Raw genomic sequence first — 17,464 nt, 5'->3', positions numbered from 1 at the left:
CTCTCCTCTACAGCGTTTCGTTAAGAACAAGGGCTAGCAATGCTTCACGGGCGTAAACACCATTCTCTGCTTGCTGGAAGTAGTAAGCGTAAGGTGTTTTATCGACATCGACAGTAATTTCATCAACGCGAGGAAGAGGGTGCAGAACCTTCAGGTTATCGCGTGCATTTTCCAGCATCGAAGCGGTCAGGATGTATGCGGATTTTATGTGCGCGTATTCTGACTCATCGAAGCGCTCTTTTTGAACTCGAGTCATGTACAAGACATCTAGTTCAGGAATCACATCTTCCATGTCCGTCAATAGTTGGTACTTGATGCCCGCTTCATCAAGCTCTTCGCAAATGTAGTCTGGCATCGCTAGTGCTTCTGGAGCCACGAAGTAGAAACAGATGTTGTCGAATTTTGCTAGTGCTTGAGTCAACGAGTGAACCGTACGGCCGTACTTAAGGTCACCAACGAATGCAACGTTTAGGTTGTCGAGGCGGCCTTGTGTCTCAGCTATAGAGAATAGGTCTAATAACGTTTGTGTTGGGTGTTGGTTTGCGCCGTCACCTGCGTTAATAACAGGAACACCGTTTGAGAACTCAGAAGCCAGACGCGCTGCGCCTTCTTGAGGGTGACGCATCACGTAAGCGTCAACGTATGAAGAGATAACCTGTACCGAGTCCGCTAGCGTTTCGCCTTTCTTTGCCAAAGAAGTGTTACCACCACTGTCGAAACCAATCACATCACCACCGATGCGTTGAATCGCAGTTTCAAAAGAGAGACGAGTTCGCGTAGAAGGTTCGAAGAAGCAGCTGGCAACAACTTTGTTCTTGATGAGTTCTGGGTTTGGCTCAGCCTTTAGCTGACCTGCCGTTTGAACAATTAATTCTAGCTCTTCACGAGAAAGCTCTGGAATTGAGATGATGTGCTTTTGATAGAGCGAATTCGCCATGATCTTCTTCCCCACAATAATGTATTGGCCATAAAAAAGCCCCCCATAATGGGAGGCTTTAAAAAAGTGCTGAAAAGCAGAATAGACGGCCTGGTAAGCATCTTAGCTTACGAGCAATATTTGGTGTTTTCACAATATTACTATGTGTTTTCACAATATCATTATGTTTTATCACAACATTGCTTGGCGTCATTTTCACTACTCTCAGACAAATTGCCGAGAATTATACGCTTTCAATTTGTGAGCGCAAGCGATTACATCAAGCTTTTGTTTACTTTCATTATTGTCTATTGACCAAGCGTCGCGACCATCACCGCCTTGATGGTGTGCATGCGATTTTCAGCTTCATCAAATACAATCGAGTAGTCAGATTCAAACACTTCGTCAGTCACTTCCAAGCCGTTCATTCCATACTTGTCAGAGACTTGCTGACCAATCACAGTTTCATTGTTGTGGAAAGCGGGTAGGCAGTGCATGAACTTCACTTGAGGGTTACCAGTTAGCTTAATGACATCCATATTCACTTGGTATGGTTTCATTACCGCCACACGTTCGTCCCAAGCTTCAGGGGCTTCGCCCATCGAAACCCAAACATCGGTGTATAGGTAATCACAACCTTTCACGCCTTCAGCAACGTCTTCAGTTAACGTGATTTTTGCGCCAGTGTTTTGCGCAATGGTTTGGCACTCTTCAACAAGCTGCTCTTCTGGCCAAAAGGCTTTTGGCGCGACAAGGCGAATATCCATGCCCATCTTCGCGGCTCCGACTAACAGAGAGTTACCCATGTTATTGCGTGCATCGCCTAGATAAGCAAAGCTGATTTGGTGTAGATGCTTCCCGCGGCCATGCTCAAGCATAGTGAGGAAATCAGCCAAGATCTGAGTAGGGTGGAACTCATCGGTTAAGCCATTCCAAACCGGCACGCCCGCATAAGCGCCTAAGTCTTCAACGATACTCTGACCAAAGCCACGATACTCGATGCCATCGTACATGCGTCCCAATACACGCGCCGTATCTTTCATTGATTCTTTTTGACCAATCTGAGAACCAGAAGGGCCAAGGTAAGAGACTTGAGCACCTTGATCAAAGGCGGCCACTTCAAACGCACATCGTGTTCGAGTTGATGCTTTCTCGAAGATCAAAGCAATGTTTTTGCCGTTGAGTTTCTTCTGCTCAGTGCCTGCATACTTAGCTTTTTTTAGGTCAGCAGACAGGTCGAGTAAAAACTGAATCTCTTTAGGAGTAAAGTCGAGAAGTTTTAGAAAGTTACGATTGCGAAGATTAAAGGCCATCTCTCGCTCCTTGCGTATATAGAATCAATGAAGAACTTAGTTAAACATAAAAATGCTATATTTGTGAATATTTATTTTATTAATTTGATAAAAAAGGCCAGTAAATGAATACTGGCCTAGATAAGACTATTGAGTCTGTTTGACTGAGCTCTTTGACTTAGATACCGTCTCTTTCGATAGGGCAACTCATACAGCGCGCGCCGCCACGACCACGGCCTAGCTCGTTGCCAGGAATCGTTAGAACTTCGATACCCGCTTTGTCGTATTTCTCATTGGTGTAAACATTACGCTCATAACCAATCACGGTACCAGGTTTCACTGTCAGTACGTTGTTAGCGTCATTCCACTGTTCACGCTCAGCTTCGTAGTTATCACCGCCGGTAGTGATGATCTTCAGTTGATCAAGGCCTAGTGCGCCTTCAATCGCTGACAGGTAGTTTTCAGCTTTCTCGACACGCATTTCGCCGTTTTCTTTTGGCGTTAAGCGCCAAGTGTCGAGGTCTTTACGAACGATCTCTGGATAGACAGAGAACGTGTCGATATCCATGTGTGTCATCACCGTATCAAGGTGCATACAAGAGCGGTGTTTTGGTAGATCGATCGCAATCACTTCGCTCGCTTGGCCTGATCTAAATAGGCTAGCCGCTAGGTTTTCGACACCTTGTGGTTTCGTACGCTCTGAAATACCAACCAGTACCGCACCTTTACCGATAACCAGTACGTCACCGCCTTCAATGTTAGCGTTGTCGTAGTGAAGGTCTTCGTCACCAAAGTACTTAATGAAATCTTGGCCTGCGAACACTGGGTGCCAGCGGTAGATAGCACGCAGGTGGTTCGTTTCACGTTGACGTGCAGGCTTCATCATTGGGTTAAGCGATACACCACCGTAAACCCAGCAAGAAGTATCTCGCGTAAATAGGTGGTTAGGCAGTGGCTCGATAACGAAATCGAGTGGTCGATGCATTTTAGGCAGCATCGATGATGATTTGATAGGAAGCTCAGAGTAGGCCAAGCCACCGAGTAAGATCGTTGCTAGATGCTCATTATCCATTTGAGCAAGGTAGTTTCTTAAGTCACGGGCGAAAGTCGGCCCATAACGGAAATCTGAGATTTGAGTATTCAGCAACCACTCACGAGCCTGAGATACGGCAAGCGTTTCTACTAGCAGGTCATGCAGCAGTAGTACTTCTACGTCTTGGCTGCGCAGCGTTTCTGCAAAGGCATCATGTTCTTCACCAGCGGCTTCAACGGCAAGTACATCATCAAATAGAAGATCATGACAGTTTGAAGGGGTGAGGTGGGTGAGTGCTCTTTCAGGTCTATTTAGGAGAACTCGTCTCAATTGACCGACTTCGGAGCCAACGTACAGCTTACTCATTTTGCATCCTTACTATTAATCCAGCGTCTATTTATGACAAGCTTGTCCGTAATATGCAAGTTTTGTAGATTGAGTTAATACAAGGTATTTGGGTAATAATTGGTCATAAAACCTGTGATTTTTAAGTTTATACAGATTAAATTCCAACTAACTGGCTATCGAACGGAACAACGTTTTTGAGGATCTATGCTCAATTCGTGGCTTGTTAGAATTGAATTTTGCTTATTAATCGTGATTTTTTATTCACTATTATGCACTTTTTGATAACAAGCTGAGGATTTATGCACCCCAAAAGCGGTTTAGCGTATGCACCTAACGTGACTAATCACGCAAGTTTTATTCAATAAGCCCTAAAGTGGCCACAAAAACGAAATGCTAAAATACGGCGCAGTTAATAAAATGTTGAAAATTTGTTTCTGTGATTTTGATTTCACTTTTGAATTGATATTGGCGCTGCGATCTCGCGATAAACTTACCTTTCTAGGCCTGATCTGGGTGGCTTTTCTGGACGATCCGTGCCATATTTCGTGGCAATCAAATTTGATCTTTTCATAGTCAACACTCTGGAGCAGACACATGTCTCACGAAGATGAATATCTATCAGTAGCGGAATTAATTGAATTTCAAAAGGAAGAGACTCGCGACATCATTACAGCATTAATTGAAGATGGTAGCGATCCTGAAGCTCTATACGATATCGAGCATCACCTATTTGCTGAAGATTTCGATGTGCTTGAGAAAGCGGTTGTTGAAGCATTCAAAATGGGCTTTGAAGTGCTTGAAGCTGAAGAGACAGAAGACGAAGATGGCAATAAGCTACTTTGTTGTGATGCAACGATGCAATGTACTCTGAATGCAGAAGCGATTGATGAGCAAGTTGAGAAGCTTGTAAACCTTGCAGAGAAGTTTGACATTATCTACGACGGTTGGGGCACTTACTACGAAGGTGAAGATGCTATCTACCCAGACGAAGATGATGAAGGCGAAGAGTAATTCTTTCCCAATTTTAAAAAATGCCAGCCTCGAGCTGGCATTTTTTTACCCTCAGAAAAATAAATGTCTTTATATGCATTCATTCATTATAATGCGGTCAAAATTGATCTAGCTCAAGGAATGATATGCGGTTGCTTCTCGATGGTCTTTGGCAAATTTCGCCACTGACGGATCTCTCTATCCCACAAGATGACATCACCTTTCCGGCTCCGTTAAGCTCAAAGCTCCCTGATAGCTTGAGTGAAAGTCAAATTGCAGAGCAAGAGTGGCACCTGATGCACGACATCGAAGTGGATGACGCTATGTTAGCGTGTCCATTTGTTGAGTTAGTGATGGCTGGAGTCGATTATTTTGCTGAAGTTCGACTTAATGGTGTGGCTGTTTTTGATTGTGATGGTAGCCAAGCTGAATACCGTAAAGATATCCGTCCTTATATGCAGTCCGGCCGAAACCGTTTCGAGATCCTTTTCCTTGAAGAAGAGGAGAGCCTATTGCTTGAAGAAGACATGGATGACTCTGTATCTTCACAGGCTATCGCTAAATCTGATTCACGCATCGGGATTTGGCAAGCGCCATACCTGCAGTTCGTTCGAAACGTCAAGCTAGAGCAAGTTGTCACAGAGCAGATCTGGCACCACGGTGGTGGCTGTGAGTTTAAAGTGGATGTTATCTATCAAACGCTAAAGGCGGGGTTAGTATCGGCATCCATCAAGTTTAATGGTATGACTCTCGTGATGCCGATTGATGTACGCGCTGAACATACTGGCGTCGTGTTCCAGGTCGAAGCTCCTATCATTTTTGATATTGAGAATCCTAACCCCAAGTATCTATACCCATTAGAAGTGGTACTTGATGGGCAAGAAGAGAGTTCTTTTGTTGCCTTGAACCCAACTTCTTGCGTCAGTAACTTTTTACGCTAATTCATAATCTTTTAGTGCTACCTTCTTTCGCTATAGCGGCGCATTCTGCTTATAACGATTTGGCCATGACAACCTCACAAGCGTCGTGGCCTGTTTCTCCCCAAGCTGACTCAAGATGCTCAAACCCAAGCTTCTCATAGAGTTTGACCGCAGCACCCAAGCACTCCGTCGTTTCTAAATACATGTGTTGATACCCAAATTGCTTGGCTTGCTTTAAGCTCAAAGCGACAATTCGCTTGGCTAGGCCATGCTCTCGAGTTTGCGGTAAGAAGTACATCTTTTGTAGCTCACACACATTGGGTTTACCTGCTAGAGGGGCAAAGCCACCGCCTCCGACGATCTTTCCGTTGTGTTCGATAACCCAGTACATTGCATTCGCTTGGCTATAGACAGAGTACATATCGTCGAGTGTTGGATCGGCCACGCCATAGCCTTTATCTTCTGTGAGCCCATGCTCAGCCGAAACTTGGCGAATGATTTGTGCGATGCTTGGGTTGTCTTGCGGTGTAATGGGTCTAAGGGTGAACTCAGCAATTTGTTCCATGATCTGCCTATGAAAGGGTCACTAAATATGTGACCCAATATATGGTGACTAAGCATGTTGGTGCAAACAGAATTGTTGTTGTGCCATTTGGTCGCCTGATTTACGTAACCAGACTTTCTCGTGGAAGTAGTAAGCAACGGTATTTAAAGTTGGCTCTAGCAAAGCCATCACGCCGCCTATGAAAGCATCTCCAGTCAACAAGTAGACAACGGTAAAGGCAACACTAAAGTGGATGGTAGCAAAGCTTGCTGTTTTTAATTTGGTCATCCACTGGCGAGCTTTAAGAGCTGGAACTTGAGCCCACGCCTTTTCATGAAAATAGAAGGCAACAGTATTCACAGAGGGCTCAATCATAGCGATTAAGCTACCAATTAAGATGTCGCCTGTTAGTACATAAGCGACACTAAATGCGATAGTAAAATGTAATGCAGCAAAGGTTAGTGTCTTTTTCATGATAATTACTCAGTCGTTGTGTTGTTTTGATAGGTCTATTATTGAGAATTATTATCATTAAGTATAATGGGAAGTAGAGATTAATTTGATAGATGAAACCTATCAATCAGTGCGGCTAGAGTGAGAAGCATTGGAATATTGGAATCAGGGACATAAAAAAAGGCTGGTCACCAAGACCAACCTTTCTATTTAGACCGAGAAGTTTGAAGCCTTCTCGTTCACTCGGTTTTAAAGCGCAGCGATTGTCGCTTTTTGCTCTTCAAGCTTAACAAGAGTTTCCTTGTAGCCTTCAAGCTTTTCACGCTCTTTCGCGATAACTGCTTCTGGTGCTTTAGCAACGAAACCTTCGTTACCTAGCTTACCTTCGATACGTTTAATCTCGCCGTGAGTCTTAGCGACTTCTTTATCTAGACGAGCAAGCTCTGCATCTTTGTCGATAAGACCCGCCATTGGGATCATCAACTCAGATTTGCCAACCAGTTTAGTTGCACAAGCAGGAGTCTCTTCACCATCAGCTAGAACTTTAATATCGTCTAGCTTAGCTAGAGAAGTAAGAACGATCTTGTTCGCTTCGATACGAGCGGCATCTTTCTCATCAGCAACCTTGATCATTACTTCTAAGCCTTGGCTTGGTGCAATGTCGTATTCCGCACGTAGGTTACGGATAGCAGTGATGAAAGTCTTAACCCATTCGATGTCGTCAACGATCTCAGCATTGAAGTTAGCTTCATTAAACTGAGGAAGCGCTTGAGTCATGATTGTCTCGCCTTCAACGCCATCTACTAGCGGCTTAACGCTCTGCCAGATAGATTCAGTGATGTAAGGAAGAACAGGGTGAGCAAGACGCAGAGTCTTCTCAAGAACCGTGATAAGCGTGTAACGAGTCGCTTGTTGTTGAGCTTCAGTACCTTTCCAAAGAACAGGTTTAGTTAGCTCTAAGTACCAGTCACAGAATTGGTTCCAGATGAATTCGTAAAGCGTGTTTGCTGCCATGTCTAGACGGTAGTTGTCTAGGTGAGTATTAAACTCTTTCGCTGCAACTTCAAACTGAGATTCAATCCACTTATCTGCTAGAGAGAATTCCATGTTTGCACGGTCTTCTACAGACAGTGACATGCCACAGTCGTGCTCTTCTGTGTTCATTAGTACGTAACGGCTTGCGTTCCATAGCTTGTTACAGAAGTTACGGTAACCTTCAAGACGCTTCATATCCCAGTTGATGTCACGGCCAGTTGAAGCCATAGCAGCAAGAGTGAAACGTAGCGCATCAGTACCGTATGGTTCGATACCGTTTTCGAAAGTCTTACGTGTCGCTTTTTCGATCTTAGCAGCCAGTTTAGGTTGCATCATGTTGCCACAACGCTTTTCTACTAGCTCTTCAAGGCCGATGCCATCAATCATGTCGATTGGGTCAAGTACGTTACCTTTCGACTTAGACATCTTGTCGCCGTTTTCATCACGGATAAGACCCGTCATGTAAACAGTTTTGAAAGGTACTTGAGCCTTGCCATCTTCGTCTTTCACGAAGTGCATGGTCATCATGATCATACGAGCAACCCAGAAGAAGATAATATCAAAACCAGATACTAGTACTTCAGATGGGTGGAATGTTTTCAGTGCTTCAGTATCTTCAGGCCAGCCTTGTGTGCCGAACGTCCAAAGTGCAGAAGAGAACCAAGTATCCAGTACGTCGTCGTCTTGCTTAAGCACAACAACAGGCGCTAGGTTGTTCTTTTCACGAACTTCTTCTTCAGTGCGACCTACGTAAACTTTACCATCGTTGTCGTACCATGCTGGGATACGATGTCCCCACCAAAGTTGACGAGAGATACACCAGTCTTGCACGTCACGCATCCACGCGAAGTACATGTTTTCGTACTGCTTAGGTACGAATTGGATTTGACCATCTTCAACGGCTTTAACTGCTGGCTCTGCAAGAGGAGCTGTGCGCACGTACCATTGGTCAGTCAGCATTGGTTCGATAACCACGCCACCACGGTCGCCGTAAGGGACAGTTAGGTCGTGATCTTTGATCTCTTCAAGAAGACCAAGCTCATCGAATTCAGCAACGATAGCTTTACGTGCAGCAAAACGCTCCATGCCTTGGTACTTAGCAGGGATATCTGTTGAGTAAACATCGCATTCTTCGCCGTTCGTTGTGAAGACTTCCGCAGCATCACGGATATCAGCGTTGAACGTTAGGATGTTGATCATCGGTAGGTTGTTGCGCTTACCCACTTCGTAATCGTTAAAGTCATGAGCTGGAGTGATCTTCACACAACCCGTGCCTTTTTCCATGTCTGCGTGCTCATCGCCTACGATAGGGATAAGACGGTTTACAACAGGAAGTAGGATTTCTTTGCCGATAAGATCTTTGTAACGAGGATCTTCTGGGTTAACAGCAACACCAGTATCGCCAAGCATGGTTTCTGGACGTGTAGTCGCAACAACGATGTAGTCTTTACCATCAGCCGTTTTAACACCGTTCGCTAGCGGGTAGCGGAAGTGCCACATGAAACCTTTTTTGTCTTTGTTTTCAACTTCAAGATCCGAGATTGCAGTGTGCAGTTTAGGATCCCAGTTTACTAGACGTTTACCACGGTAGATTAGGTCTTCTTCGTATAGACGAACAAACACTTCTTGAGTCGCAGCCGATAGGCCGTCATCCATGGTGAATCGTTCACGATCCCAATCTACAGATGCACCAAGACGACGAAGTTGTTGAGTGATCGTGCCACCTGATTCGCCTTTCCATTCCCAGATCTTGTCGATGAAAGCTTCACGGCCGTAGTCGTGTTTTGTTTTGCCTTCTTCGGCAGCAATCTTACGCTCAACAACCATTTGAGTTGCGATACCAGCGTGGTCAGTACCCACTTGCCAAAGCGTGTTTTTGCCTTTCATACGTTGAGCACGGATAAGCGTATCCATGATCGTATCTTGGAACGCGTGACCCATGTGTAGGCTGCCAGTGACGTTCGGTGGCGGGATCATGATGCTGTAAGCTTCTTTTGATGTGTCACCGTGTGGCTTAAAGTAGCCTTTCTCTTCCCAAGTCTTATACAGAGCTTGTTCGATTGATGTTGGGTTGTATGTCTTTTCCATAGTGCTCTTAAACGGATACTGTGAATGGTTAATCGTGGTCAAACTTCATAAGTGAAGCTTCTTGAATCTAAATCCAAAGATAGCTTTAACTATGAGGTTTGACTATGGATGTTGAATCTCGATAGTTTGTAGCTGATATCCAGCCTGACGGTAAATTTTATACCTTTCTCGAGCGAGTTGCTTAGCTTTTTCTTCGCAAGGGACGAAGTCTATCACCTGAGCAAAGGCGTTCGCAAAGGTTGTATGATTATCGGCCAGATTAATTACGAGCTGACGATTCCAATTATGTTTTACGCCTTGATAGCCAATTTCGATGTTGGTTGAATACTTCGGGCCTTCGCCAACCAAGTTGTGCGCAATAAACTCACTGGGCTCGACTTGCCAGAAAACTTCAGCAATACGCTCGGCATGCTCTTTGTCATTACAGTTGAGGTAAAGTTTAGCGCCTTGTTTCGCAAAGTGCTGAGCAAGAAACAGCACATAGTGAGCAAAACCATCTTCGCTGGCTTGCGGGCTGTCTGAAGGCACAATGTAAAATGTAGCAGTCTGCATACTTAATACTCGAACTGAAAATCGTGGATATCAATGTTACTTGGTTAACAGGGTCTAACAAATAGCGCTTATTAAAAAAGGGCCCGTAGGCCCTTTTTATTATTTTGAAGATTGCTCTTCAGTCTCTTGGCCGCTGCGGTTCAATAAGAATTGGACTAGCATTGAGACAGGACGACCTGTCGAGCCTTTCGCTGCGCCTGACTTCCAAGCAGTACCAGCACTGTCGATGTGTGCCCAGTGGTACTTCTTAGTGAATTTAGACAGGAAGCAACCAGCAGTAATTGTGCCGCCAGGACGGCCACCGATGTTCGCCATATCAGCGAATGGGCTGTTTAGCTGCTCATGGTACTCGTCTGCCATTGGTAGACGCCATGCACGGTCACTTGCTTGCTCTGAAGCATTAACAAGTTCGTGAGAAAGTGGGTTGTGGTTCGATAGAACGCCACTGATGTGGTGACCTAGAGCGATAACACATGCGCCAGTTAGCGTAGCAACATCGACAACACAGTCAGGTTCAAAACGCTCAACGTAAGTTAGAGCATCACATAGAACCAAGCGACCTTCAGCATCAGTGTTGAGTACTTCAACCGTTTGGCCTGACATTGTCGTTAGGATATCACCTGGACGGTAAGCATTGCTGCCCGGCATGTTTTCACAACCGGCTAGGATACCAACCACGTTAATAGGCAGGTTCAGCTTAGCCAGTGCTTTCATTGTACCGAATACAGACGCCGCACCACACATGTCGTACTTCATCTCATCCATGCCTTCACCAGGCTTAAGCGAGATACCGCCTGAATCGAAAGTCAGACCTTTACCTACTAATACAATCGGCTTCGCATCTGGATCCGGAGCGCCTTTGTATTCCATGATAGACATCATCGATTCATTTTTAGAGCCACGGCCAACTGCTAGGTATGATGTCATACCCAGTTTTTCCATCTCTTCTTCGCCAATGATCTTAGTCTTCACTGTCTCGTAATCGTCGGCTAAACGACGAGCTTGAGAAGCAAGGTAAGCAGGGTTTGCGATGTTTGGTGGCATGTTGCCTAGATCTTTCGATGCTTTCACACCTGAAGCAATAGCAAGGCCGTGAGAGATTGCTTTCTCACCCAGGCTCAATTCGCGACGTGTTGGTACATTGAATACCAATTTACGTAGTGGGCGACGAGTCTCTGGCTTGTTGCTCTTGAATTGGTCAAATGTGTAAAGACCATCTTTAGTCGCTTCTACCGCTTGGCGAACTTTCCAATAAGTGTCGCGACCTTTAACGTGAAGTTCTGTAAGGAAACATACAGCTTCCATAGAACCTGTTTCGTTTAGTGTACTGATGGTTTTTTGGATAATTTCTTTGTATTGACGCTCGCCTAGCTCACGTTCTTTACCACAGCCTACCAGTAGAACACGTTCTGAAAGTACACCAGGTACTTGATGCAGTAGTAGCATCTGGCCAGGTTTACCCTCTAGATCACCGCGACGAAGCAGTGAACTAATGTAGCCATCGCTAATCTTATCTAATTGCTCGGCTACTGGAGAAAGGCGGCGCGGTTCGAATACACCGACAACGATACATGCGCTGCGCTGTTTCTCTGGGCTGCCACTTTTTACACTGAACTCCATGCGTACTCCTACATCCTGAAGACAAATCGAACTAAATGTTAGATAATGGGTTCTTACTTGTTGGATCCTATAATGGAACTAACCTTAAAGAAGAACGCTAACACTTAGCTAAAAATTTAAAAAAATAAAAGGTTCAACGGGAAATTATAGTGATTCAATCAAAAAAACAAGTTTTGTATAGGTAATTTGAGCGTGATTATTGTTAGATATTTGATCCGCGAGACAATCAAGAGCCAATTTGCGATCTTTTTTGTTCTCTTTCTCGTGTTTCTCAGCCAAAAATTCATCAGTGTTTTAGCGGATGCCTCTGATGGTGATATCCCTGCGAGTCTTATATTGTCGATTGTTGGCTTAAATATGCCAGCGATGGGCCTATTGATGCTTCCACTCAGTATCTATATTGGTATTTTGCTTACTTTTGGTCGCCTTTACGCTGAAAGTGAAATAGTCGTAATGAACGCGACTGGTATTGGTAATAAATTCCTTATTCAATCTGCACTTTACTTGGCCTTAATCACAGCATCTGTTGCTGCTTTTAACTCATTTTGGCTGTCTCCTTGGTCGCAAGATAAAGTTGAGCAAATGTATGAAGAAGTGGCTGCAGAGAACAGTGTGGATTTACTGCCAAAAGGTAAGTTTGAAGGTACGCCGGATGGCTCTTCTGTCGTGTTTATTGATGATATCAACGGTAATAAGTTAGAAAACGTGTTCGTAGCTCAAATGCGTCCGCGTGATTCTGTACTGCCAAGTGTGATGTTCTCGAAGTCAGGTGATGTAAAAGAGCTCAGTGATGGTCGCCAAGTGATCGTAATGTACGATGGTACTCGTCATGAAGGCATTCCGACTCGCCTCGACTACAGGGTGACGCACTTTGAAGAATACGAAGGCCTGATTGGTCAGCGTGAAGTTGAGAAGAAAGGTCGAGACTGGGAAGCGATCCCTACGCTTGAACTGATTGGTAACTCAAATAATAGTGCGAAAGCAGAGTTGCAGTGGCGTATTTCTTTGGTACTTTGTATTCCATTGTTGACCATGCTTGTCGTGCCACTGTCTGCGGTAAACCCTCGACAAGGTCGTTTTGCGAAAATCGGCCCAGCAATACTGATTTATCTCACCTATTTCTTAGCAATCAGTGCAACCAAGTCTTCAATCGAAGAGGGGAGCATTCCTGCGGTAATCGGCATGTGGCCAATCAATGCGTTATTGTTATTTGTCGCGATTGGTGCCAACTTTATGGATAGCGTGCCAGTAAGGCGTTTGAAAGAAAAATTCAAGAATAAGAGGTTGGCTTAAGCCGTGTTTAAGATTCTCGATTTATATATAGGCAGAACCATCATCGCAACGACGTCACTGGTATTGGTGACGTTTGTTGGTCTCTCTGGGATCATCAAATATGTAGAACAGCTAAGAAAAGTTGGCCGTGGTACATACGATCTATTACAAGCGCTGTATTTCGTTTTATTGAGTATCCCTCGTGATATCGAAATGTTCTTTCCAATGGCTGCATTGCTTGGCGCATTGATAGGGCTTGGTATGCTTGCTGCAAGTTCTGAGCTTGTCGTTATGCAGGCAGCTGGTTTCTCTAAGTTAGATATCGGCCTATCAGTACTTAAAACAGCTATTCCACTGATGATCGTGGTGACATTGCTTGGTCAATGGGGAGCACCGCAAGCGCAGAAAATGGCTCGTGATTTAAGAACTATCTCGATTGCTGGTGGTAATATTATTTCGACGCAAAGTGGTGTCTGGGCTCGTGATGCCAATGACTTCATCTTCATTGTCAAAATCGATGACCAGAAGCTATATGGAATGAACATGTGGCGCTTTGATGAAAACAAGGCACTTAAAACCGCTATTTATTCTGACGAAGTTGATTACGTTGGAGACAACGTGTGGACGATGAAGGATGTAGAGATCACGTCTTTTGAAAACGAACTTCAAATTACTAAAGAAAGTTTACCGACTTACTCTTGGGAAACGTCATTAGCTCCAGATAAGTTGGCGATAGTAACGGTTAAACCAGAAGAGCTATCGTTAAGTGGGTTGTATGATTATGTTTCTTATCTGAAGGCGTCAGAGCAAGATGCATCACGCTATGAATTGGCGCTGTGGAGAAAGATAACCCAGCCAATTTCGATCGCGGTTATGATGTTGATGGCACTGTCGTTTATCTTTGGTCCTTTGCGTAGTGTGACCATGGGTGCGAGGATTTTGTCAGGTGTTATTGCTGGCTTTACCTTCTATATATCCAGTGAGTTCTTTGGCCCAGTGAGTTTGGTTTATCAAATACCACCCGCCTTTGGCGCAATAGCCCCGAGCGTGGTGTTCCTTGGAATTGCCATCATGCTCTTGAGGCGGAAACTGTAAATAGTAAAAAGGAAGGCATAACGCCTTCCTTTTTTGATCTTGATTGGAGCTAACTTAAATCACATTATCGTGCTTGTGGTAACACAACGACTTCGGTCTTTGCCCAGATATCGTGAAAGCCACGTTTTTCAGGATCGAATGGAACACATAGGTTTGCCAGTCCAAAACCTGAAGTACCTAAACGAATCAGCGCCTGAGTTACTGTGATCGCTGAGCCATCTTTGTTTTGAACGCGCAGCTTCCAAGCTCTCATGCCGAGAGTTTGACCAGCTCTAGTCCAGAAGAACACGAAGAAATATACCCAAACGGCGACTAAGTAAAAGGTATATGCAGGGCTCCAAATCGGATGGTTGGTTAAGAAGTCACTAACATCGGCATAACCGCTGTGGTTAAAAATGCCGAGAGCCATGAGCGCGTGCAGTAGAGCGACAATGACGCCAGCCGCCAACATTTCAATAGCGATTACGATCAGAGCGTCGTAGAACAAGGCACCAAATCGGCGCATGACTCCTGCTGGTGGCAGAGTGTTTGTTGATGTCATGTGTTATTACTTCTTTAAAAATTGAGGCGTCAGAATATAGTTTAAGGCTTAGCCTGAAAAGAGACATGACGCACAGCTTATGACTTAGTGGCGAAATTATCGGCAAACACACATGAATTCAAGTTTTTATACTTGCCACATCAGTTCGCATACGTATAATGCCAAACATCGAAAGGGCAATGCCCCAAGATAATGCCGGTATGGTGAAATTGGTATACACGACGGATTCAAAATCCGTTGCCTTCGGGCGTGGCGGTTCAAGTCCGCCTACCGGTACCATATTTAAATGACAAAGCCTCGACGAAAGTCGGGGCTTTGTTGTATCTGGGATATAGGAAGCGTTGCCTTCGCGGTGGCGGCAGGAATGCCTGTCCAATCAGTCCGCCTACCGGTACCAAACATAGAAAGGTCGCTTTTATAGCGACCTTTCGTCGTTTTGGGCGTTTGTGAATTTTAAATCCAGCGTGTCGGCTTGGATGCAAGCCCAGTCAAGCCACCTACCGGCACCATATTTAAATGACAAAGCCTAGATGAAAATCGGGGCTTTGTTGTATCTGGGGTATAGGAAGCATTGCCTTCACGGTGGCGGCAAGAATGCCTGTCCAATCAGTCCGCCTATCGGTACCAAACATAGAAAGGTCGCTTTTATAGCGACCTTTCTATGTTTTGGACGTATGTGAATTTGAAATCCGGCGTGTCGTTGCAGTTGCTCTTCAATCAGACAGATCTTGATGTTTCACTCCTAAATCTCATAATTTCCCTTCGCTATTCGATCTGATAATGAATTAATTATCTTAAATCATGATGTTACCTGTCATTCTCTTTTCTATTGTCTATGTTTAAAGGACTAACAGAGGAGATAGATATGCTGACAGTAACCCCTTACTTGTTTTTTGATGGTCGTTGTAATGAAGCGTTGGATTTTTATCACAAGTGCTTTGGTGGTGTGGTTTTATCTAAGCAGCTTTTTAGTGATGCACCACAGGTAATCGAGGGCGCTCAACCTGATTGGGTTATGCATGCTGAGTTCGAAGCGTTTGGTATGAAGCTGATGATGTCTGATGGTGTTAAGGCAAAAGAACTTGAAGGCAACAATCTCGCTCTCTCTCTTGTGACTGAAGATACCGCTACTCAAGAACAAATCTTTGAAAAGCTCAAGAAGGGAGGGCGGATAATGACTCCACTCGCAGATACTTTTTGGGGGGCTCGATTTGGCAAAGTAGAAGATAAATTCGGTATACGCTGGATGGTGCACTGCGACTCTTTAAGTTGAGCCTGTGAAATTGGATAGTGAAATTGCTGCTTGGTTTTATTAGAATTATAAATAGAGATTAATCATCAATATTATATATAAAAATGGGCAGCATAAAGATTACCGTAGATCGCATTCAGCCCGGTCTGCATATACGACTCCCCGTAAAATGGAATGAACACCCATTTTTATTCAACAGCTTTAAAATCAAAGATGACGCTCAAGTAAAAGTAATTCGACATCTTGGGATTAAGCACGTCTATATAAACCTGAGTCAAAGTGATACCTCACCTTTACCTGTTAATCACGTAGGTGAACAAGAAGTCGATATTGATTCACAGGTAAGCCTTGAAACGGAAAGAATGTGGAAAGATAAGCATGAGCGTATCGAAACCCTTAGCTCTTACCGCCGCAGGGTGAGTCATTGTGAGAGAGAGTTTGAACGTTCGCTTGCTCGAATGCGATCTGTGATGACCAAGATCCGTAACAGACCTTTAGATGCGGTAGGGGAGGTTAAGGCTCTTGTTGATGATATCGTTGAAACTCTAGTGAGCGATGATAACGTCACCTTGCACCTTATGAATGCTAAAGCAGATTTCGAAGATATTTACTTTCATACTCTAAATGTTTCGGTTGTTGCACTGATGATAGGAAAGGCCAAAGGCTATAACACACAGCAATTGAAAGACCTCTCATTCGCAGCGTTGTTTCACGATGTAGGCAAGATCAAAATACCAGTCGCGATACTAAGAAAGCAGAGTGCACTAACGGTGCCAGAAGAGAACTACCTGAAGCTTCATACTAAATACGGTGCGGATATTGTATCGGCAATTGATGACTTTCCTGAAAGTGCTAAAAAGGTGATCGCTCAACATCATGAGATGAATGATGGTTCTGGCTACCCCGAGGGCTTAAAAGAACATGAGATTGATGAATTTGCCAAGATAGTCGCCGTGGCTAATGCATTTGATAACCTTTGCCATGGTAAAACGCAATCTCAACAAATGATCCCGTATTTGGCACTGTCCCACCTATATAAGAGCTGCAAGCATCTATATAGCCAAGATAACTTGGGGCTGTTAGTTAAGTTCATGGGAGTCTATCCACCAGGAACTGTAGTACAGCTTTCAAATGACTCGATTGGGATTGTGATATCCGTTAACGCTAAACATATGCTTTATCCAAATGTACTTATCTATGATCCTAGCGTGCCAAGAACCCAAGCTCCGATCATTGACCTCTTTATTAAAGAGATCAAAATCGTTAATGCCGTTCATCCAAGCAAATTACCTGAACAAGTTCGAGAGTATCTAAACCCTAGGGCTCGTTTATCTTACTTTTTTGATAGTGGAGAGTAGTTATCCACAGGTCGTTGTGGGTAATTTGTTCGAAACTTGGGGTGAAAGTGGTATAAATAAGCCCTTGGTTGAAATGTCTTCGCTTAACCTCTTTTTTTAATAAAAAACGCATTTATTGCTTGCCAATATGAGCGGCATCTCTATAATGCCGCCTC

General features: G+C 44.3%; 15 protein-coding genes and 1 tRNA gene. 7 read left to right on the top strand and 9 right to left on the bottom strand.

The features are described from left to right. Positions 1 to 7: 7 nt before the first annotated feature. The 3 genes from pyrB to arcA form a co-directional block, all read right to left on the bottom strand. On the bottom strand, positions 8 to 937 hold the full coding sequence (gene pyrB, locus AB4351_RS19415) for an aspartate carbamoyltransferase (RefSeq protein ID WP_012604860.1): 930 nt from the start codon (positions 935 to 937) through the stop codon (positions 8 to 10). A 287-nt stretch (positions 938 to 1,224) separates the two neighbouring features. Next, positions 1,225 to 2,229: an ornithine carbamoyltransferase gene (locus AB4351_RS19410; protein ID WP_017063738.1), complete on the bottom strand. Its 1,005-nt coding sequence runs from the start codon at positions 2,227 to 2,229 to the stop codon at positions 1,225 to 1,227. A gap of 157 nt (positions 2,230 to 2,386) precedes the next feature. Next, the gene (gene arcA, locus AB4351_RS19405) at positions 2,387 to 3,607 is read right to left on the bottom strand and encodes an arginine deiminase (protein ID WP_017069412.1); all 1,221 of its coding nucleotides are present in this window, start codon (positions 3,605 to 3,607) and stop codon (positions 2,387 to 2,389) included. A gap of 576 nt (positions 3,608 to 4,183) precedes the next feature. Between arcA and rraB the strand changes: the two genes are divergently transcribed. Together rraB and AB4351_RS19395 are read left to right on the top strand one after the other, a co-directional pair. Then, the gene (gene rraB / locus AB4351_RS19400; protein WP_017058930.1) at positions 4,184 to 4,600 is read left to right on the top strand and encodes a ribonuclease E inhibitor RraB; all 417 of its coding nucleotides are present in this window, start codon (positions 4,184 to 4,186) and stop codon (positions 4,598 to 4,600) included. A gap of 125 nt (positions 4,601 to 4,725) precedes the next feature. Beyond that, positions 4,726 to 5,520 (top strand): glycosyl hydrolase 2 galactose-binding domain-containing protein, encoded by a 795-nt coding sequence (locus AB4351_RS19395; RefSeq protein ID WP_017058931.1) that lies wholly within the window; start codon positions 4,726 to 4,728, stop codon positions 5,518 to 5,520. 49 nt (positions 5,521 to 5,569) lie between these two features. On the opposite strand, the gene AB4351_RS19390 is transcribed toward AB4351_RS19395, so the two are convergent. The 5 genes from AB4351_RS19390 to pepA all read right to left on the bottom strand — a co-directional run bounded on the left by AB4351_RS19390 (position 5,570) and on the right by pepA (position 11,791). Beyond that, positions 5,570 to 6,064, bottom strand: coding sequence for a GNAT family N-acetyltransferase (locus AB4351_RS19390; protein ID WP_372126910.1), 495 nt, complete (start codon positions 6,062 to 6,064; stop codon positions 5,570 to 5,572). A gap of 48 nt (positions 6,065 to 6,112) precedes the next feature. After that, positions 6,113 to 6,517 carry a DUF2061 domain-containing protein gene (locus AB4351_RS19385; RefSeq protein WP_017058933.1) on the bottom strand — a complete coding sequence of 135 codons (405 nt, stop codon included), beginning with the start codon at positions 6,515 to 6,517 and terminating at the stop codon, positions 6,113 to 6,115. 228 nt (positions 6,518 to 6,745) lie between these two features. After that, complete coding sequence (locus AB4351_RS19380; RefSeq protein WP_372126908.1) at positions 6,746 to 9,619, bottom strand: valine--tRNA ligase; 2,874 nt, start codon at positions 9,617 to 9,619, stop codon at positions 6,746 to 6,748. Between the two features lie 102 nt (positions 9,620 to 9,721). Next, complete coding sequence (locus AB4351_RS19375; protein ID WP_017071288.1) at positions 9,722 to 10,171, bottom strand: DNA polymerase III subunit chi; 450 nt, start codon at positions 10,169 to 10,171, stop codon at positions 9,722 to 9,724. Positions 10,172 to 10,270: 99 nt separating this feature from the next. Further along, a complete protein-coding gene (gene pepA / locus AB4351_RS19370) occupies positions 10,271 to 11,791 on the bottom strand; it encodes a leucyl aminopeptidase (protein WP_017058936.1) in 1,521 nt (506 codons plus the stop codon). Between the two features lie 192 nt (positions 11,792 to 11,983). Between pepA and lptF the strand changes: the two genes are divergently transcribed. Then, entirely contained in the window at positions 11,984 to 13,084 is a 1,101-nt protein-coding gene (lptF, locus tag AB4351_RS19365) for an LPS export ABC transporter permease LptF (protein WP_136989327.1), read from the top strand. 3 nt (positions 13,085 to 13,087) lie between these two features. Next, complete coding sequence (gene lptG / locus AB4351_RS19360; RefSeq protein WP_017058938.1) at positions 13,088 to 14,158, top strand: LPS export ABC transporter permease LptG; 1,071 nt, start codon at positions 13,088 to 13,090, stop codon at positions 14,156 to 14,158. A 64-nt stretch (positions 14,159 to 14,222) separates the two neighbouring features. Here lptG and AB4351_RS19355 read toward each other — a convergent pair whose 3' ends face one another. Then, positions 14,223 to 14,699, bottom strand: a complete 477-nt coding sequence (locus AB4351_RS19355) for an RDD family protein (RefSeq protein WP_017058939.1) — start codon at positions 14,697 to 14,699, stop codon at positions 14,223 to 14,225. A 194-nt stretch (positions 14,700 to 14,893) separates the two neighbouring features. Between AB4351_RS19355 and AB4351_RS19350 the strand changes: the two genes are divergently transcribed. The 3 genes from AB4351_RS19350 (at position 14,894) to AB4351_RS19340 (ending at position 17,309) form a co-directional block, all read left to right on the top strand. Further along, a tRNA-Leu gene (locus AB4351_RS19350) sits at positions 14,894 to 14,978 on the top strand. 586 nt (positions 14,979 to 15,564) lie between these two features. Continuing rightward, positions 15,565 to 15,972 carry a VOC family protein gene (locus AB4351_RS19345; protein ID WP_017055297.1) on the top strand — a complete coding sequence of 136 codons (408 nt, stop codon included), beginning with the start codon at positions 15,565 to 15,567 and terminating at the stop codon, positions 15,970 to 15,972. Between the two features lie 83 nt (positions 15,973 to 16,055). Continuing rightward, positions 16,056 to 17,309, top strand: a complete 1,254-nt coding sequence (locus tag AB4351_RS19340; RefSeq protein WP_017063746.1) for an HD-GYP domain-containing protein — start codon at positions 16,056 to 16,058, stop codon at positions 17,307 to 17,309. Positions 17,310 to 17,464: the final 155 nt, after the last annotated feature.

The sequence above is a fragment of the Vibrio sp. 10N.261.51.F11 genome, from assembly GCF_041471665.1.
Taxonomy (GTDB): Bacteria; Pseudomonadota; Gammaproteobacteria; order Enterobacterales; family Vibrionaceae; genus Vibrio; species Vibrio crassostreae_C.
Note: the sequence above shows the minus strand (reverse complement) of the source record. Positions and strands in the feature narration are given on the sequence as shown.